The organism is Parashewanella spongiae, assembly GCF_004358345.1.
Taxonomy (GTDB): domain Bacteria; phylum Pseudomonadota; class Gammaproteobacteria; order Enterobacterales; family Shewanellaceae; genus Parashewanella; species Parashewanella spongiae.
Genome location: NZ_CP037952.1, coordinates 4,909,148 through 4,926,528, shown reverse-complemented (window position 1 = coordinate 4,926,528; position 17,381 = coordinate 4,909,148). Strand labels below are relative to the sequence as shown.

At 40.3% G+C, this 17,381-nt stretch carries 19 protein-coding genes and 1 pseudogene; 16 read left to right on the top strand and 4 right to left on the bottom strand.

Annotated features, from left to right (window positions below; all coding sequences use genetic code 11):
- The first annotated feature begins 144 nt into the window (after positions 1-144).
- Complete coding sequence (locus E2I05_RS19480; protein ID WP_121854967.1) at positions 145-822, top strand: hypothetical protein; 678 nt, start codon at positions 145-147, stop codon at positions 820-822.
- Positions 823-836: 14 nt separating this feature from the next.
- Here E2I05_RS19480 and E2I05_RS19475 read toward each other — a convergent pair.
- Positions 837-1,198: pseudogene (locus E2I05_RS19475) on the bottom strand (IS66 family transposase); the annotation flags it as partial.
- Positions 1,199-1,456: 258 nt separating this feature from the next.
- Here E2I05_RS19475 and E2I05_RS19470 point away from each other — a divergent pair.
- The 3 genes from E2I05_RS19470 (at position 1,457) to E2I05_RS19460 (ending at position 3,369) form a co-directional block, all read left to right on the top strand.
- Positions 1,457-1,735, top strand: a complete 279-nt coding sequence (locus E2I05_RS19470) for a helix-turn-helix domain-containing protein (protein ID WP_133309814.1) — start codon at positions 1,457-1,459, stop codon at positions 1,733-1,735.
- A gap of 265 nt (positions 1,736-2,000) precedes the next feature.
- Positions 2,001-3,128, top strand: coding sequence for an IS4 family transposase (locus E2I05_RS19465; RefSeq protein WP_133309736.1), 1,128 nt, complete (start codon positions 2,001-2,003; stop codon positions 3,126-3,128).
- 55 nt (positions 3,129-3,183) lie between these two features.
- Complete coding sequence (locus E2I05_RS19460; protein WP_133309406.1) at positions 3,184-3,369, top strand: hypothetical protein; 186 nt, start codon at positions 3,184-3,186, stop codon at positions 3,367-3,369.
- Between the two features lie 3 nt (positions 3,370-3,372).
- Here the strand turns inward: E2I05_RS19460 and E2I05_RS19455 are convergent, their stop codons facing one another.
- A complete protein-coding gene (locus tag E2I05_RS19455) occupies positions 3,373-4,386 on the bottom strand; it encodes a site-specific integrase (RefSeq protein ID WP_121855252.1) in 1,014 nt (337 codons plus the stop codon).
- Positions 4,387-4,474: 88 nt separating this feature from the next.
- Here E2I05_RS19455 and dusA point away from each other — a divergent pair, with 88 nt between their 5' ends.
- From dusA to E2I05_RS19435, 4 genes are all read left to right on the top strand, one after another.
- A complete protein-coding gene (dusA, locus tag E2I05_RS19450; RefSeq protein WP_165905592.1) occupies positions 4,475-5,491 on the top strand; it encodes a tRNA dihydrouridine(20/20a) synthase DusA in 1,017 nt (338 codons plus the stop codon).
- Positions 5,492-5,691: 200 nt separating this feature from the next.
- Positions 5,692-6,003 (top strand): hypothetical protein, encoded by a 312-nt coding sequence (locus E2I05_RS19445; RefSeq protein ID WP_121855254.1) that lies wholly within the window; start codon positions 5,692-5,694, stop codon positions 6,001-6,003.
- A 109-nt stretch (positions 6,004-6,112) separates the two neighbouring features.
- Positions 6,113-6,310, top strand: coding sequence for a PspC domain-containing protein (locus E2I05_RS23095; RefSeq protein WP_121855255.1), 198 nt, complete (start codon positions 6,113-6,115; stop codon positions 6,308-6,310).
- Positions 6,311-6,595: 285 nt separating this feature from the next.
- A complete protein-coding gene (locus E2I05_RS19435; RefSeq protein ID WP_133309786.1) occupies positions 6,596-7,735 on the top strand; it encodes an ISAs1 family transposase in 1,140 nt (379 codons plus the stop codon).
- Between the two features lie 266 nt (positions 7,736-8,001).
- Here the strand turns inward: E2I05_RS19435 and E2I05_RS19430 are convergent, their stop codons facing one another.
- Positions 8,002-8,736: an enoyl-CoA hydratase gene (locus tag E2I05_RS19430; protein ID WP_121853156.1), complete on the bottom strand. Its 735-nt coding sequence runs from the start codon at positions 8,734-8,736 to the stop codon at positions 8,002-8,004.
- Between the two features lie 43 nt (positions 8,737-8,779).
- Between E2I05_RS19430 and E2I05_RS19425 the strand changes: the two genes are divergently transcribed.
- Genes E2I05_RS19425 through E2I05_RS19415 form a run of 3 tightly spaced genes read left to right on the top strand, consistent with a single transcriptional unit; the run spans position 8,780 to position 10,928 of the window.
- A complete protein-coding gene (locus E2I05_RS19425) occupies positions 8,780-9,256 on the top strand; it encodes a copper chaperone PCu(A)C (protein ID WP_121853157.1) in 477 nt (158 codons plus the stop codon).
- Positions 9,257-9,267: 11 nt separating this feature from the next.
- Positions 9,268-10,254: a DUF2333 family protein gene (locus E2I05_RS19420; protein ID WP_121853158.1), complete on the top strand. Its 987-nt coding sequence runs from the start codon at positions 9,268-9,270 to the stop codon at positions 10,252-10,254.
- 2 nt (positions 10,255-10,256) lie between these two features.
- Entirely contained in the window at positions 10,257-10,928 is a 672-nt protein-coding gene (locus E2I05_RS19415; RefSeq protein ID WP_121853159.1) for a TIGR04219 family outer membrane beta-barrel protein, read from the top strand.
- Between the two features lie 406 nt (positions 10,929-11,334).
- On the opposite strand, the gene tolC is transcribed toward E2I05_RS19415, so the two are convergent.
- A complete protein-coding gene (tolC, locus tag E2I05_RS19410) occupies positions 11,335-12,648 on the bottom strand; it encodes an outer membrane channel protein TolC (RefSeq protein WP_121853160.1) in 1,314 nt (437 codons plus the stop codon).
- 272 nt (positions 12,649-12,920) lie between these two features.
- On the opposite strand from tolC, the gene E2I05_RS19405 reads away from it, so the two are divergent.
- The 5 genes from E2I05_RS19405 to parE are packed head-to-tail and all read left to right on the top strand — an operon-like array spanning position 12,921 to position 17,380.
- A complete protein-coding gene (locus E2I05_RS19405; protein ID WP_121853161.1) occupies positions 12,921-13,529 on the top strand; it encodes an NUDIX domain-containing protein in 609 nt (202 codons plus the stop codon).
- A 10-nt stretch (positions 13,530-13,539) separates the two neighbouring features.
- Positions 13,540-13,980, top strand: a complete 441-nt coding sequence (locus tag E2I05_RS19400) for a DUF1249 domain-containing protein (RefSeq protein ID WP_121853162.1) — start codon at positions 13,540-13,542, stop codon at positions 13,978-13,980.
- Positions 13,980-14,822, top strand: coding sequence for a 3',5'-cyclic-AMP phosphodiesterase (gene cpdA, locus E2I05_RS19395; RefSeq protein ID WP_121853163.1), 843 nt, complete (start codon positions 13,980-13,982; stop codon positions 14,820-14,822). The genes E2I05_RS19400 and cpdA overlap by 1 nt, the downstream gene beginning before the upstream one ends.
- A 45-nt stretch (positions 14,823-14,867) precedes the next feature.
- Complete coding sequence (locus E2I05_RS19390) at positions 14,868-15,446, top strand: YqiA/YcfP family alpha/beta fold hydrolase (protein ID WP_121853164.1); 579 nt, start codon at positions 14,868-14,870, stop codon at positions 15,444-15,446.
- 47 nt (positions 15,447-15,493) lie between these two features.
- On the top strand, positions 15,494-17,380 hold the full coding sequence (gene parE, locus E2I05_RS19385; RefSeq protein WP_121853165.1) for a DNA topoisomerase IV subunit B: 1,887 nt from the start codon (positions 15,494-15,496) through the stop codon (positions 17,378-17,380).
- Position 17,381: the final 1 nt, after the last annotated feature.

The following is a 17,381-nucleotide window of genomic DNA, read 5'->3' as shown; positions in this document are numbered from 1 at the left end:
ATAAAGCAAAATAAATCGTAACTTATTGATTTTAAATTTTATCCTTTAACCTTTTGATGTATCAGTGTTTAAAATGCAATTTTCTAGGTGCGGAATGTCGGAATGTAAGCTTCAACTCCACCAATATAATTTTTTAGGATAAATATGACTGCAACTACTTCAGCTATGGGGGGACTTCATAGTTATCCTCTAACAAAAGAAATTGACGTAAATGAATTACTAAAAGAGACTGAACCTTTGGCTCATCAGTGGGAAAATTATGCAGTAATGATGGAATATCCTAATGTCGAAAATTTAAAAATTGATCACGGTGATAGCTGTGTTCACTGTTACGAAGTATTATTAAAGTGGTGGGCTGATCCAGAAAGCAAGAAAAATAAAAGATATGAGGGTATTGAAGGTTTTGTCTCTCTTTTACGAGATAGGAATAAAAATTTGACGGCGGATAAAGTTCAGGCAGCAAAAGAAAAGTTTTTCAAAGTTTCTTCTCAATCACTTACAGTCCCTGACTCCCCTATACAAGATGACTTAAAAGTGTTAAGGCAAACACTTGATGATATAGAAAGTGAGTTAAAAACGGTAAAGAAAAAGTTAGAAGAAGCAAAAAGTAGATTGTTAAGATGTGATAAGAGATTTGAACAGCTTCAGGAAAGTTTTAAAGCAAGAGATGAGACCATAATACAGCTAACTACAGAAAATGATGAGCTGAAAGCTCAACAGGCTATATTGAGAGAGAAGAGCTCACCTTTAAATTCATCTTCTGAGTCTTTTACTATAAAGAAACAAGAGCTTACATTAGCTGTAGCGAGCAAGAATAAATAATAAAATAAATGTAACTATTCAGCATGTTGAACAAAAATATCGGGAAGGTGCCCAGTAAACAGTAGTTGTAGGGCAGTTGATGCGCTGATACTTTGTTTGCGACAGCTTGATATGTAACTGCGAACCACACAGAAAATTTCCGCTCCCTCTTCGCTTCGGAAGCAACCTGAAATTTTCTGATGAACTTTGGTCATCCTAATGTTATTTTCTGCCAAGTTATTGGTAAAAGGAATATCAGGGTTAACCATAAATCGGAGTACTTCTTTTTCGTAATTTTGTAGTCGCTCTAAGAGGTTTCGGCTTTTACTTTTTTTGTTCTTCCTCGTTTCCCATCTATCTTGGGTGGCTCAGGACATTCTATCTCTGCATCTTTTAGCAAGGCTTGACGTGGTTTAACGGATATGACCACCCCAGTTAAGAAATAATAACTTAACTGGAGAATGAAAATGACTAGAAAGAAATACTCAAAAGAATTTAAGCTTGACGCAATCAACTTGGTTCTCGAACAAAACTAAGTAGTCGACTAAAAGTTTTTTAAATCACAAAACTATTCAGAAAATTGAAGTTCCTCATAAAATTTTATTTTAAATCTTAGTACCCTAAATATAGTTTTATCTCATGTGCGAGAGTTATCATGAAAAAAGTCGTAGCACTTTCAGAATTTGAAATTGAAACATTGAAAGCAGCCGTAGCACATCATCCCAAACATCGTAGTCGAACCAGAGCACACGCATTTCTGTTAAGTAATAAGAAGTTTTCAATTAAACAGATAGCTGACATTTTCGAAGTTTGCGAAATTACAGTATCAAACTGGATTACCGCTTGGTACGAGCAAGGTGTCTCAAGTTTATTTGATGACAAACGTGTTCAGGTCGACCTAGCATTTACTCTCAAGAGGAAGCTTCACTCTTAAAATCATTTGTTGATGAAGAGCCTCATCAACTTAAAAGAGCGCAGTCTTTAATACAGAATTCAACAGGTAAAGAATGCAGTCTAGGCACAGTAAAACGGCAGGGCAAGATCGCGAACGCTTTTTAACCGATTGGAGAATAAAGTTTGACCCAGATCTTACTTTGTGATCATATACCAATGGCACTAACTTAAGCTTCATCTGAAGGTTTACTAATTGAACAATAGAGAGTAAATCATACAGATTAAGGTTTTTCTAGTGTCACGCCATGAATACTACAACTCGCCAATTCTTCAATGATGCCCCAGAATTGTTACGTCGCTTTGCTCAAACGGAAGAAGATGAACTTTCTTCAATTCTCACTCTGCAAGATTTAGAAGATTTTCAAAAAGATAATACTCAAAGAGTACGCAAGTATCCCGCCTGCCACACACTTTCGCTTTTCATGAAGCAAGTTGCCAGTGAAAACAAGTCTTGTCGTTGCACACTAATCAGTGACGCTAGAGATCAAATTGCTATAGGTCGAGAGAAAAACAGCACAATTACAGGTCCCTACTGTAAAGCAAGAAAACGGTTATCTCCAGAGTCAATTAAATCGCTATTGAAGAAATCAGGAAAAAACTTAGATGAAGCGATTCAAGGGAAATACTTATGGCATGGTCGTAGAGTGCTATTAACTGACGGCTCAACACTATCTATGCCTGATACGCACGAGAACCAAGCCCAATTCCCTCAACCTAAATCACAAAAAGAAGGGCTGGGCTTTCCTCAGCTGCGGATTTTAGTGTTAATTTCTTTGGGTAGCGGTGCAGTCATTGACTCGGCTGTTTCACCTTGTAAAGGGAAAGGTACTGGCGAGCAGGCACTATTAAGAAGTATGCAGTCAGACTTGAAACAAGGTGACATTGTGCTGGGAGATGCTAATTTCGAAAACTACTTTGTTCTTGTAGGACTAATGGGGTTAGGCGTTGATGCTGTTTTCGAAAAAAACGGAGCCAGAAATGTCGATTTCAGAACCTGTGAAGAAAAGCTGGGTAAGCGAGATGGTTTATTTAAGCTAATTCGTCCATCCTGTCCAGAATGGATGACCCCAGAGGGTTACGCTCAAGTGCCAGAAGAGCTTATCGTCAGAATGGTAGGAACAAAGAAACGTATCATTGTTACCACGCTCACGGATAAAGAAGTCTATCCGAAGCAAGATATTATTGATTTATACGTTTCACGATGGCATATCGAGTTGGATTTTAGGTCAATCAAGACCATGATGAAAATGGATATTTTAAGGTGTGGTAGTCCAGATATGGTGCGTAAGGAAATTGATGTTCATTTGTTAGTTTACAACATGATAAGGGCACTTATGTGCCGAGCGGCAGAAAAAAAAAGGAATATCGCCTAGAGAGGCAAGTTTTAAAGCCGCACATGACGCATTACAAGATTTTCAGATATTACTTTTGCAAGCCACCGAAGGGATCATTGACACTTTATTGGATGTGATAGCAGATATTATCGGCGAGCATATCGTTGGCAATCGCCCGGGGAGAAAAGAACCGAGAGCAAAGAAAAGGCGACCGAAACCGACACCAAGGTTACAACATTCAAGAAAGCAAGCACGTAGGCTTAAGGTATATCAGAAGTAATTCTTAAGTTAGTGCCATTGCTCTATGTCCTGTCACCTGAGCCACTTCATCTATGGCATAGCCTTTTTCAAATAGTCGGCTTGCACCTTCTCGCCTAAGATCGTGATAGCGGAGATCTTCGATACCCAGTTTAGCTCGTACTCGTTGAAAGCCTGGAGTTACCGATCTTGAATTATATGGGAAAATTCGTTCGTCCTTTCTTGGTTGCTTCATCACCAACTCGAATGCACCACCGATTAAAGGCACTAGCATGTGATTCCCAGATTTTTTGCGGGGATCTTTTCTATCCCGAACAATGACGGCTTTGTTTTCTTCGTCCAGATCTTCCCATGTGATTTTGCAAACTTCGCCGATGCGCATACAGCTTAATATTGAGAAATCCAGCATTTCAACATAAGGGATGTCACCACTGGCTCTTTGTGCTTGGCGTTCTGCTAATCCTACTTTTAGTTTTTCAAGCTCTATTGGCCTTCGGCTTCGCTTTTCTGATTTAGATATGAGATTTTGCGAATAAAGAATATCGTATGCTTCAGTAATGCATGAGTCATTTATCTCGTGACTGAAGTTTACTTTAGCAGTTTTGAATACCCAACGAATAAAACTGATGTCGGTTGCTACGGTTGAAGCGCCTGTTCCACTTGCTCGGCGTAATTTACAATGTTCAATGATGTGCTTGGTTTTTAATTGATCAATTGGGAGCTTGGCTATATTACAATCTGATATGAGGCTTAATCCGTAGCGTTTTGAACGACCGATGGTGGTGTTGATGTTGTTATCTTCAAAGCAGAATTTGATCAAACCTTGTAATGTTGGAAGTTCATCTTGTTGGCTTGGAATGCCATTGAGTTCTATTTCAGCAATTCTTGCTCTGCCCCAAGCATTAGCGGCTTGAGCTTTGCTAAAGTTGCGGTATTCGCTATACAATATCTTCCCTTTTGATTTAACACGAATCGAGCATTTGTAGGTGACAGCTCCAGTCTTATTACTGGTACGTTTTTCTACTTGGAAAAATGCCATTTTTGAAATCGTCCAAAGTAACCAGGGTTGCTGTGAGGGTACCTGAACTACTTAAAATAGGCAAAAACGTATCAAAATATCAGAAAATATGAAAAGTATAGAACCCAATAAAAACCTAGAGATACCAATGAATTCAGCGAAAATCATAGACAGAACTTTTTCCATTGCCCCGATGCTGGATTGGACGGACAGACATTATCGCTATTTCGCTAGGATCATGTCTAAGCAGGCGTTGCTTTATACTGAAATGGTGACTACAGGAGCCATTTTACATGGTAAAGGCGATTATCTTGCTTATAACGAAGAGGAGCATCCTCTTGCTCTTCAATTAGGTGGCTCAAATTCTGTCGAACTGGCCAAATGTGCAAAAATTGCGTCGGATCGTGGTTATGATGAGATCAATTTGAATGTGGGCTGTCCGTCCGATCGTGTTCAGAATGGGCGTTTTGGGGCTTGTTTAATGGCAGAGCCTGAGTTGGTGGCGGAGTGTGTTGATGCCATGAAGCAGGTTGTTGATATTCCGGTGACGGTCAAAACAAGAATTGGCATTGATGACTTTGATAGCTATGAGTTTTTAACTCAATTTATTGACATTGTTCAAGCTAAGGGATGCACTGATTTTACGATTCATGCTCGAAAAGCATGGCTGAACGGGTTAAGTCCAAAGGAAAATCGTGAAATTCCACCTTTAGACTATGAAAGAGTATATCTGCTAAAGAAGGATTACCCGCACCTTCATCTAAGCCTTAATGGCGGAATTAACAGTATTGAGCAAATGAAATCGCACTTAGAGCATGTCGATGGTGTGATGGTTGGCCGAGAGGCATACAACAACCCATTTATTCTAAGCCAAGTGGATTCTCAACTCTGTGGGATTGATGCTTCTGTAATGACTCGCGCTGAGGTCATTGAGCAAATGATGCCGTATATAGAGCGGCATCTTAAACAAGGAGGGCGATTAAACCATATCACTCGCCATATCATAGGCTTATTTCAAGGTTTACCAGGCTCAAGAAATTGGCGTCGTTATTTGAGCGAAAATGCACATAAACAAGGTGCAGGAATCGAAGTTATTAAAACCGCATTCAGCAAAGTTGAGCTCTAAATATCTTATTGGTGAAAATAGCTAAACCAGTGGTTATTTTCACCAAATCAATCTCACTGGTTTTAATTATCCTTGGTCCATATTTCGTTTTAAAGTTATTTATACCTTTAAATTCAGCCTGTTACGCCTAGGTCTTAAAGTTGGCACGCCCCTTGTAGTAAACCCTATGTCTAAGGAATTTATTAACAAGGAAATTTATTATGTTTACTCAAATGACTAAAAAAACAACCAACACGCTTATTGGATTAACTATGGTGCTTGGTTTAAGTTTCTCTGCACAAGCCTCGGTTTTACCTTCAGATATTTCAAGCAGTATTGAGCAGAGCATAGCCAAGCAAAGAGCTGAATTATTGAAAGTAGCGAAAACGGAAATCATGTTGTCTATTGAAACTCAACTTGCAGAAATAATGAATGAAATGTCAACAACAGGATTGGTGAATTTAGAGTCTGAAACAACCGCTGATACTAAACAGTTAGCAAAGGCTAAGAACACTAAAGAAGGTGATCAGTAATGCATTTCATCCTACAAAATTTGGCAACTCTGCTATTGATGCCGGTACTGAGCTTTGGAGTGTGCGGTGGATTAGCGTTATTTATTCAAAGATATAAGGTAGAAAAATAATGTCGATGGAACAATGGCAATTACGTTTTAAAAAATCACCCCAAATGATTTGTGGTGTCGCTGCTGAAATCGCACATCGGTTTTCGTGGTCACCGCTCTGGACAAGAGTCGTTTGGATAGGATGTTGTTTTGCGGCACCATTATTAACCGCAGTTGCCTATCTAGCGCTTGCCCAATTCATGCCTCAGCGTCGTTAGTGAGTACGCATTATGAGCAATAGAACAATGGTTTTTTTTACACGTCTATTGAGTGTAGTAGGGAGTTTATTCGCATGTTTGGTCGCCTTTGGGTGGTTGTTTATTCCAAATAGTAGTTATTCATTAGTAGACGGAGAAGCGCTGCAGCAATTCAGTTTTACGTTAGAAACTGTACAATTTATCGGGTCTACGTAGGGCAAACGGGTCAAAAATAAGCAATCAAATTTGATCGTTTGCCAAACTATAGCGATCGTGGTTTATAATAGTCTTTGCTTGTTAATTTCTATGAAAACTACGACAATCAGCGACTTTTTTGATGGCCTACCCGACCCTCGTATGTCACGAACTTTACATCATCCTCTGATTAACATTATAACCATTACTCTATGTGCGGTTATCTGTGGCTGCGATAATTTCAATGCTATTGAAGAATATGGGAAATCGAAGAAAAAATGGTTCGAAACTTTTTTAGATATGCCTCATGGCGTCCCAAGCCATGATACCTTTAACGATGTTCTCAACCGCTTATGTCCTAAGGCTTTTCATGCCGCTTTTATAGCGTGGGCGCAATACCTTTGTACAATTGACGAAGATATCATTCCTCTTGATGGCAAGACACTGAGAAGAACTCTGGATAAAGTGAATGAAGTTCCAGCAATACATATCGTTAATGCTTGGTCAGTAAAAAATAATCTTTGCTTAGGGCAAATGAAAGTTGACGGTAAAAGCAACGAGATAACAGCCATTCCTAAGTTGTTAGAGCTCCTCGATATTAAAGGGGCAACCATTACCACTGATGCAATGGGTTGCCAGTTTAAAATTGCCGATAAAATCATTGAAAAAAAAGCTAATTATATTTTCGCCCTTAAAGGTAGCCAAGGTGAGTTCTTTGAAGATATCAAATTATTTTTAGATACAGAACTCGAGTCTAGATTTAAAAAAATTCACTGCGATATGTTTGAGGAAGTCGATAAAGATCACGGTCGAATTGAACAAAGAAAAGTTTGGGTCACGTCTGACGTAGAGTGGCTCAGAAAACGCCATAGTAGATGGTCAAGCTTAAACAGCATTGTAGTCGTAGAATCTACTAGGGAACAAAAAGGGATAGAGAAGACCATGGAAAGACGCTATTACATCAGTAGTCATTTGAAACCTAAAGCTGAGTTTATCTCAAATGCAATACGTTCTCATTGGTTTGTTGAAAATAAACTCCACTGGCAACTGGATGTAAGCTTTGATGAAGACTCATGTCGGTTAAGAAGTGGAAACGCAGCAGAGAATATGGCTATCATGAATAAAACAGCACTCAACATGCTGAAAAATGAGAAAACAGCAAAAGTAGGAATAAAAAGCAAACGTTTAAAAGCGGGCTGGGATGAAGAATATTTGATGAAGGTATTAACTGTGGGCAAACTGGCTGTCTAATTTAGACCCGTTTGCCCTAGGTCTACGCCATGGTGGCTCATAGGTTTGACGAGTATCCTTTTAGGTGGGATTTATATACTTTTTTTTAACTTAAGTATGATTCAGGCATTTTTTGCATTATTGGCAACAGGCATGGCTTTTATCGCCACCCATTTGATGACTTGGCCTGGGATATTATTATTGTTCACCGTTATATTAATTGGTTGTTTTGGACTGAGAGCCTTTTACAAAAAATATAAGACGTCATCAGCCCATCACTAAAGATATTAACTTAAAAAGGTTTTGAATCTTTTTTTTGCTTCTTCGCTTTTCAAACATTCACTGAATATTTCTAACTCTTGGTGCATTTGATGTTGAATTCGGCTTTTATTCGGTCGCATAAGCATTCTTGTGGCTTGAACGGCATCAGCGGGTTGCGCTGCAAGTTGTTCTGCGCGTTTTAGGCTAAATTGATGTAATTCTTTTTCCCCGATAACTTGATTGACTAAACCGAAATTGTGGGCTTGCTCAGCACTAAAGGCTTCACCCAGCAGCAGTAATTCAGCAGATTTTTGATGGCCAACTAATTCAGGTAATAACAAACTTGCAGCTGCTTCAGGTACCAGTGCAAGATTGACAAAAGGCAATTGAAATTTGGCACTGGGAGCAGCATAGACAAGATCGCAATGTAATAACATTGTCGTGCCGATACCGACAGCGGCACCAGAGACAGCTGCTACGATGGGTTTTTTAAGCTCAAGTAAGCAATATAGAAAGCGAACAGCGGGGTGATCGTTCTTTAAATCACTATTTTTGATAAAGTCGGCGATATCGTTGCCAGAAGTGAAGCAATCATCGGTTCCTGTAAATAGAAATACTCGAATCTCATTGTCGGCCTCACCCTGAATAAGGTATTCTGTCAGTTGTTTATACATCTCAAGATCGATGGCGTTACGCTTATCGGGACGGTTAAAGCGAATTGTTCTCACGCCATTACTATCATTAATCAGGAGACTGCTCATAATTGGGTTTCCTTAAAGAAGGGTGTGAACCTACACGGAGTTTATGACATTGCTAAGCGTATTTAAATACTCATTGAAATTATTGATCGTAGCGAGCTTTACTTTTCAAGTTTGGGCTAATGATCTCCATTTAATTGAAGGTCATGTTCGAGCTATGCCTGCGACAGTACCTAATACCGCCGCTTATTTTACATTAGAGAATCATGGTGCTGCCATTCGTTTGGTTGCGGCTGAAACACCAGTTGCCAAAGAAGCACAATTGCATACCTTATTAGAAGAAAACGGCATAATAAAAATGCGCCGAGTAGAAAGCTATGATATTGCGGAGCATGGCAAATTAACCCTTTCGCAGTCTGGAAATCACATCATGATTATCGGGCTTAAGAAACCATTACAACTTGATCAGAAAATACCGCTTACATTGACATTTTCTGATAATAGTTCAATGACCATTGAGCTTCTGGTTAAGAAAATGGCCATGCCTCATGATCACAAGCACGAACATAAACATCATCATTAAGGAACCATCCAATGGCGATCAATTGGAATTTACAATTAGGTAAAAAAATTGCAATCGGTTTGGTTGTGATGTTTGTTTTGTTATTTAGCTTAGGTGTATGGTGGGGTATAGAGCCTGATCCAATCCAGCCAGAAACTAAGCTATCAACAACAGGGCAAACAGTAGTTGGATATGCTACCAGCAGTGCTTTGATCAATACTGTCACGGTGCTGTTAGAAAAACCTGGTGGCTGGACATCGAACGATACCATGCCACCGTCAGTGTTCATGGATAATATGCACGCTTTTGAATTTGGTGCTCTTGAACAAGCCAGAGATTTAGTGCGAGTGATGCGTAAAGAGTTTAGCCGTTCCCAATCACAATCGGTTGAAAATCAAGATCTCAGTCAAGCTCAAGCTAAGTTAAATATCGACCATACTAGCTGGTTGATCCCACGGCCTGAAACTGAATACCGAGATGCAGTGAATTTAGTGAACTTATATCGCCAAAGTATTACTGATCCAAATAACCCTGATGTCCAGTTTTATGCCAGAGCCGATAATCTTAATGAGTGGTTGAGAGACGTAAAAAACAGGCTTGGCAGTTTGTCACAACGATTATCTGCCAGTGTAGCGACAACTCGTGTTAATACCGATCTTGCCGGCGATCCTGATGCGAGGCAATCAACATTCAATTTTTCAGAGCATAAAGTAAAAACCAGTTGGTGGAAAATTGATGACGTTTTTTATGAAACGAAAGGAAGCGCTTGGGCCTTGCTTAACTTTATGCGAGCTGTGGAAGTGGACTTTGCAGATGTGCTCGAAAAGAAAAACGCCAGAGCGAGTTTTCAACAAATCATTCGTGAATTAGAAGCCACTCAGCAACCTGTGTGGAGTCCAATGATTTTTAATGGCAGTGGCTTTGGTTTACTTGCTAACCACTCATTAGTGATGGCGAATTATATCTCACGAGCTAATGCAGCTATCATTGACTTAACTCATTTATTATCAAAGGGATAAACATGAAGAAATTACTTGTTACAGCGGCGTTGTTGGCGAGTGGTGCAACTCAAGCGGCTACTGTCGCGGGTGTTCATTTAGGCGCCGATCTTTGGGCCTTAGATTCAGCAGGGGCGATATCGACAGATACGGGTTCGTTAAGTGATTTTGATTCGGAAAAACAAGGGCGAGCTTGGATAGCGGTTGAGCATCCAGTTCCATTTATTCCCAATGTTATGCTTCGAGAAAACTTCTTAAAGATTGACGGTAAAAATGTGAATGCAGATGACAGTACCGATTTAAGTCATCTTGATTTTACGCTTTATTATGAACTGCTTGATAATGACTTGGTCTCGCTTGATGCGGGTGCAGCTTATCGAAAGATGCATGGTAATTTAAAAATATCGGGTAATCGCACTGATATCGACAGTGGTATTGTTATGGCTTATGCAAATGCAACAGCCAGCTTACCCGGCTTCGATTTGTATGGTTTTGTTGATGTGATGGCTGGTATCAATGAAAAAGACGTCTACGATTACTCCGTTGGTATGGGCTACACCTTTGATGGCTTGGCGCTTGATTATCGTATTCGGGCTGGTTATCGTGAATTTAATTTTGAAGCGGATAATTTTTCTGGTGTGAATGCGAATACTAAAATCGATGGTTATTTCTTAGGATTAGAAATCGATTTTTAATCACTTGAGGCATTCTAGGATCTGTTGATCTTTCGTGATTGTTTTTGCAGCGATAAATTGGTTATTTTATGCAAGGCAGAGTTTGTGAGGTTTGGTTATTATCGACATACAAAACTGTCGTTACTTCGTTTTCAAATAAGAAAACGATAACGCAGCACCTTTTATTTAGAAAGAGCGACCAATTTACGCTCTCTCTTTTTTCGATGCTTTTGAGCATTCACTGCTCTGTGTTGTGACCAGCTCACTTAGATGGCTAAGCGTCACTGCTCACGCCTTGAACAGATAAATGCTCAAATAGCACAAAATTTAATCCTGAAAGATCAACAGACCCTAGGGTTGAAACAATAAAAAACCGCCTTTTGGCGGTTTTTTATTGTTAAATAAACACATTATGATTCTAATGAACTTACTTTTTTAAGCCGTTATTAATACCAATGATGTCGTCTTCGCTCAGTGTACCTGCCGCTTGTTTAAGGGCAAATACAGATTTAATGTATCCATAGCGTGCATCAGAAAGTTGGCGTTTAGAGTCATATAAATCACGAGTACGATTTAATACATCAACAATTGTACGAGTACCGACTTCAAAACCTGCTTGAGTCGCCTTTAACGCACTTTCAGAAGAAATGACTGACTGTTGGTACGCTTTAATTGAGCTGATAGACGCTTTTACATTGTTAAAGTTATTGCGGATATTTTTAACAACGCTGCGATGCGTTTGCTCAAGCTTTTGGCTTGCAGCAATATAATCATACTTAGCTTGTTCAACTTGTGAATCAACTGCAAAGCCTTGGAAGATAGGCACGGAGAGCGTGAGCCCTACGTTCTTGCTTTCTTTATTTAAATTAGTATCGCTCGCATCATTAGTATCTTGATCGAAACTCTTGCTGTAACCAGCATTAAAATTAAGCGATGGCAAGTGGCCCGCTTCGTATACTTTAATTGTGTCACGAGCAATATCTTTGCCTAAACGCTGGCCAATTAACTCTATACTGTTTGCTTCAGCAATTTTGATCCAATCTTTAGATGATTGTGGTGCAGGTGTCACCGCTGAAAAACGTTCAGTATCTAAAGCATCAATATTGAGATGATCAATACCAGTAATTTCACGCAATGCTTCATAGCTATTATCAAGAGTGTTTTGAGCCAAGATTTCAGACGCCGTGGCTAAGTCATACTGAGCTTGCGCTTCATGAACATCGGTAATGGCAGTTAAACCGACCGCAAAACGTTGTTTAGTTTGCTCAAGTTGACGTTCAATGGCGCGCTTTTCAGCAATTTTGAATTCGGCATTGTCTTTTGCTGTTAATACATCAAAATAGCTTGATGTCACTCGTGCCATCAATTCTTGCAATGCAGAGGCATAAGATGAATCCGCTTGTGCAGCTGCTTTTTCGGCTAAGCTTAAACCGATCCAAACGCTATGATCGTAAACGCTTTGGGTTAGAGTTAAACCGGTAGAAATACCTGAAGAAGTAAATTCAGAAGAATTTCCCCATCTTTTGTTATAACCTACTGAGCCACTTAGCGTTGGCAGTAAGCCTGCTCGTGTTTGTTCAATTTTGGCGTACGAAGAATCACGCTGCGCTTTGGCTTGCAAAACAATGGTATCGCTGGTTAACGCTTGCTGATAGATCTGTAATAAATCATCTGCATGAGCGGCTGTTGACGCTACAGCGAGTGTAAGCGCGGCACAAACAGATTTAAGCTTAAATTTCATGTGCTGTCCTTTTAGACATTCGGTCTTCTTATAGTGAAGACATATTAACTTCAAAAATATGCCTTATTTTCAAAGTCTGGCACAAGGCAAGAATTTCTTTGAAAACACTGGCGGTTTGCGCTTCCCGACGCTTCCCGATACAGCAAATTTTTAATACGTTAGATATTAAAAACCAATGGTATTTCAGTCAAACGAAAAGTGTAACAGATTTTATTTGACAACTGTGTGATAACCTTACAGGAAATTTGCAACTAATTGTTCCGGTTCTTGATATGACGCGATTAACCAGCCAGTTTAATTATACCCATGTGCAGTTAATAGAAAAGAAAACTGTTTTTAAAGGCTTTTTTAAAGTAGATGAATACTGTTTTAAACATCGTTTGTTTGCTGGTGGTTGGAGTCAGCCAATTCGCCGTGAAGTGTTCGAAAGAGGTGATGCTGTTGTAGTGTTGCCTTATGACCCTGTTACCGACAAAGTGATATTGATTGAACAAATTCGTATTCCTTCATTGAGGGAGAAAGGCACGCCTTGGATGTTTGAACTGGTGGCCGGCATGGTGGATAAACATCGCCAACCAGAGCAAGTTGCGAATGATGAATTGTTCGAAGAAGCTGGAGTAAAAGCCAACAGTTTGATTCCAATATCACAAATATTTGCAAGCCCCGGAGGTACAACAGAACTATTTTATTTTTACTGGGCCAGTGTCAATGCAAACGATGCTAAGGGAATACATGGATTAGACATTGAAAATGAAGATATTCGTGTGCATGCTATTGATCGTGAAAGTGCATACAGAATGGTAAAAAGCGGCGAGATTAGTAACGCGGCCTCTGTCATTGGCTTGCAATGGCTACAATTGAATTATCAAGACTTAACGTAAGGTGTATGCAATGACGTTAATGTCACGTCGGTATCGACCTAATGTCAGTCAATTTTTAGCATTATGCAGCCGAAATTATCATCGAATTTTATTATGGTTGCCACCTAGTGATGAATCTAGGTGGCAAGTCAGCAGCCAAGTGGGCACGCTCGATGTTAAGTTGCTAGAGAGCACTAAATACACTCAATTGATTGAAGTGATCCGCCCTCACTCTGGGAGTCAATTTGTTAATCAACCCAAAGTGTTAGTTCGGATTTATCATGATGCACAATTAGCAGAAGTGTTAACTAGTCAACAGATTTATCGATTACTTCCGGTGTATCATTACCCTAATCCATCGATGCATCAGCCTAATGAAAAATATCAAATTAATGCATTTTTGGAAGAATTACTTAAAATTGGTCGCCACGATTCGGTAACCGTCCCTACACACAATAATTCTGGAAAATAATGGTGCGCGACGCAGCAATTTATTATCCGAAAAAGGATAGCAACAACATCTGTTTAATGCAGATGACCGATACTCACCTATTCGCCGATCCTGATGGTCAACTGTTGGGAGTGAACACGGCAAACAGCATGCAGGCTGTGGTTGATCTCATGAGCTTAAAAAAACATGAAGCCGATGTTTTGCTGGCAACCGGAGACATCAGTCAAGACTATACCAGTGAGTCCTATCAACGTTTCAATAAGTGTTCAGAAGCACTGGCATTGCCTTGCCATTATCTACCCGGCAACCATGATGAATGGCAGTTGATGCAACAACATATGATAGCCAAGCATATTAAGCCTCAACGGCAAATTGTGTTTGATGAATGGCAAGTGTTGTTATTGAACTCTACAATTGCGAAGAAACCAGCAGGTTTTTTGCCAGAGTTAGAGTTTCAGTTTATTCAAAAGGCTATCGAACAATACCCTGAAAAACACGTGCTAATTTGCCTGCATCATCACCCGTTAAAGATAAATTGTGATTGGCTCGATAGGCATTGGTTGACGAACGGTGATGAGTTCTTACAACGGATTGGACGATATGCTCAAGTAAGAGGGGTTTTATGGGGGCATATTCACCAAGAGTTTGATGATACACATCGTGGTGAACATCATGACATTTCGCTTATGGCGACGCCTTCGACCTGCATTCAATTTACGCCACAGTCCGATCATTTTGCTGTAGATGGCTTACAGCCGGGTTATCGATTGCTGCACTTGCACGCAAATGGTAGCATTGTCACCCAAGTGCATCGTGTTGTTGGCGATCGGTTTACCCCAGAAAATGAAGTCAGCGGTTATTAGGCGACAACGAATCATTCATTGCCAGACACCGCAGCGTGAGGAACTATGCTGCTCTACATTCATGGATTTAATAGTTCGCCTTTATCGGATAAAGGCATACAAACCGCTGAATTTATACAGCGTACCTTTCCTGAACTAAACTTTTGTCAGCCTCAATTACCCAATTGCGCTAAAGAGGCTATCGAACTATTAAGTAACATAGTGCAGCAAGCTAAAGCTGCTAATCAACCTCTTAGGTATATTGGTTCATCGCTTGGGGGATACTTTGCGACGCATTTGGCACAACATTATGGCGGCAAGGCTGTATTGATAAACCCTGTCGTTAAACCCTATGAGCTAATGGAAGAGTTGCTCGGTACACAATACAATCCATTTACAGAGCAGTCTTTTGAGGTTACACCAGAGCATCAGCAATGGTTGAAAGAAATTGATAGCGAAGTCATCACGCATCCAGACCGATTTTTTGTCCTACTGCAAACTGGCGACGAAGTGTTAGATTATCGTCAAGCGGTAAATAAATATCATTGTTGTAAAATGTTGATAGAGCCTAATGGCGACCACGGTTTTGTCGATTATAAAAAGCATTTACCTGAAATAAGTAATTTTTTGAAGTTGACAAATTAATATACAGGGCCGCAACATGGCCATAATTCTTAATAACTTTTAGAGCTATGACGAACCAATATACTTCAGATGCAATTGAAGTCCTGAATGGACTTGACCCAGTAAAACGCCGCCCCGGAATGTATACGGACACGACACGTCCTAATCATCTAGGCCAAGAAGTCATTGATAACAGCGTTGATGAAGCCTTAGCGGGTCACGCGACAAAAATTGAAGTGACGCTACACACTGATAACTCATTAGAAGTAACTGACAACGGTCGTGGCATGCCCGTTGACATTCATCCAGAAGAAGGTATTCCTGGGGTAGAATTGATCCTCACAAAGCTTCATGCTGGTGGTAAATTTTCAAACAAAAATTACCAGTTTTCAGGTGGCTTACATGGAGTGGGCATTTCGGTAGTCAATGCGCTATCGACACGGGTTGAAGTCAGTGTTCGTCGTGATGCAAAAGTGTATCAAATTGCTTTTGAAAACGGTGATAAGGTTGAATCTCTAGCAGAAAAGGGTACTTGCGGACGAAGAAACACAGGTACACGCGTTCATTTTTGGCCAGATCCTAGTTACTTTGATTCAGCGAACTTTTCGGTTACTAAGCTCGTGTACTTATTACGCGCGAAAGCCGTATTATGTCCGGGTTTGAATATTAAATTCAGCAATAAACAAACCGGTGACACCCATGAGTGGCATTATCAAGATGGGCTTACTGATTATTTGGTAGAGTCGGTAAAGGACCATGTCATGTTGCCAGAGCAGCCTTTTGTTGGAAGCTTTAGTGCACAACTCGAGGGCGCAGAATGGGCAATTACTTGGTTGCCTGAAGGTGGCGACTGCATTAATGAAAGCTACGTCAACCTCATTCCTACCTCACTTGGCGGAACACACGTTAACGGCTTTAGACAGGGGCTTTTGGAGGCCATGCGTGAGTTTTGTGATTTTCGTAATCTCACACCGCGTGGACTTAAACTCTCTCCCGAAGACATCTGGGATCGATCAGCTTATGTGCTGTCGGTGAAAATGCAAGATCCCCAGTTCTCAGGGCAAACCAAAGAAAAGCTCTCCAGCAGGCAATGCGCGGCCTTTGTATCAGGTGTTGTGCGTGATGCATTCTCATTATGGTTGAATTCGAATACTGAGCTCGCAGAAGCATTGGCAGACATGTGCATTAATAATGCGCAGCGTCGCCTGAAAGCCGCTAAAAAGGTGGCCAGAAAGCGCGTGACTCAAGGGCCAGCGTTGCCGGGTAAACTCACAGATTGCAGCTCACAAGATCCCATGCGTGGTGAATTGTTTTTAGTAGAAGGGGATTCAGCAGGAGGCAGTGCTAAACAAGCACGAGATCGAGAGTTTCAGGCTATCATGCCCCTTAGAGGCAAAATATTAAATACATGGGAAGTAGATGCTTCTCAAGTACTGGCGTCTCAAGAAGTACATGATATTTCCGTCGCTATTGGTTGCGATCCAGACAGCAGTGATATTTCAGAATTACGTTACGGTAAAATTTGTATTCTAGCGGATGCTGATTCCGATGGACTTCACATTGCTACTTTGTTGTGTGCATTGTTTATGAAGCATTATCAAGTTTTGGTTGAAGCTGGACATATTTATGTAGCTATGCCGCCATTATTTAGAATAGATATTGGTAAAGAGGTCTTTTATGCCCTTGATGAAGCTGAAAAACAAGGCATATTAGATCGGATAACTGCTGAAAATAAAAAAGGTAAAGTGCAAGTCACCCGATTTAAAGGTCTGGGTGAAATGAACCCTTTACAATTGCGTGAAACTACGATGGATCCAAATACCCGTCGCTTGGTACAATTGACCATTGATAGCGCTGAAGAAACGATGATGTTAATGGATATGTTACTAGCCAAAAAACGCTCTGCAGACCGCAAAGTGTGGCTAGAGTCAAAAGGTGATTTAGCCGAACTATAAG

Coding starts and splice junctions, on each gene's coding strand:
- E2I05_RS19480 (WP_121854967.1), top strand. CDS start 145: ATGACTGCAACTACTTCAGCTATGGGGGGACTTCATAGTTATCCTCTA.
- E2I05_RS19470 (WP_133309814.1), top strand. CDS start 1,457: ATGAAAAAAGTCGTAGCACTTTCAGAATTTGAAATTGAAACATTGAAA.
- E2I05_RS19465 (WP_133309736.1), top strand. CDS start 2,001: ATGAATACTACAACTCGCCAATTCTTCAATGATGCCCCAGAATTGTTA.
- E2I05_RS19455 (WP_121855252.1), bottom strand. CDS start 4,386: ATGGCATTTTTCCAAGTAGAAAAACGTACCAGTAATAAGACTGGAGCT.
- dusA (WP_165905592.1), top strand. CDS start 4,475: ATGAAAAGTATAGAACCCAATAAAAACCTAGAGATACCAATGAATTCA.
- E2I05_RS19445 (WP_121855254.1), top strand. CDS start 5,692: ATGTTTACTCAAATGACTAAAAAAACAACCAACACGCTTATTGGATTA.
- E2I05_RS23095 (WP_121855255.1), top strand. CDS start 6,113: ATGTCGATGGAACAATGGCAATTACGTTTTAAAAAATCACCCCAAATG.
- E2I05_RS19435 (WP_133309786.1), top strand. CDS start 6,596: ATGAAAACTACGACAATCAGCGACTTTTTTGATGGCCTACCCGACCCT.
- E2I05_RS19430 (WP_121853156.1), bottom strand. CDS start 8,736: ATGAGCAGTCTCCTGATTAATGATAGTAATGGCGTGAGAACAATTCGC.
- E2I05_RS19425 (WP_121853157.1), top strand. CDS start 8,780: ATGACATTGCTAAGCGTATTTAAATACTCATTGAAATTATTGATCGTA.
- E2I05_RS19420 (WP_121853158.1), top strand. CDS start 9,268: ATGGCGATCAATTGGAATTTACAATTAGGTAAAAAAATTGCAATCGGT.
- E2I05_RS19415 (WP_121853159.1), top strand. CDS start 10,257: ATGAAGAAATTACTTGTTACAGCGGCGTTGTTGGCGAGTGGTGCAACT.
- tolC (WP_121853160.1), bottom strand. CDS start 12,648: ATGAAATTTAAGCTTAAATCTGTTTGTGCCGCGCTTACACTCGCTGTA.
- E2I05_RS19405 (WP_121853161.1), top strand. CDS start 12,921: ATGACGCGATTAACCAGCCAGTTTAATTATACCCATGTGCAGTTAATA.
- E2I05_RS19400 (WP_121853162.1), top strand. CDS start 13,540: ATGACGTTAATGTCACGTCGGTATCGACCTAATGTCAGTCAATTTTTA.
- cpdA (WP_121853163.1), top strand. CDS start 13,980: ATGGTGCGCGACGCAGCAATTTATTATCCGAAAAAGGATAGCAACAAC.
- E2I05_RS19390 (WP_121853164.1), top strand. CDS start 14,868: ATGCTGCTCTACATTCATGGATTTAATAGTTCGCCTTTATCGGATAAA.
- parE (WP_121853165.1), top strand. CDS start 15,494: ATGACGAACCAATATACTTCAGATGCAATTGAAGTCCTGAATGGACTT.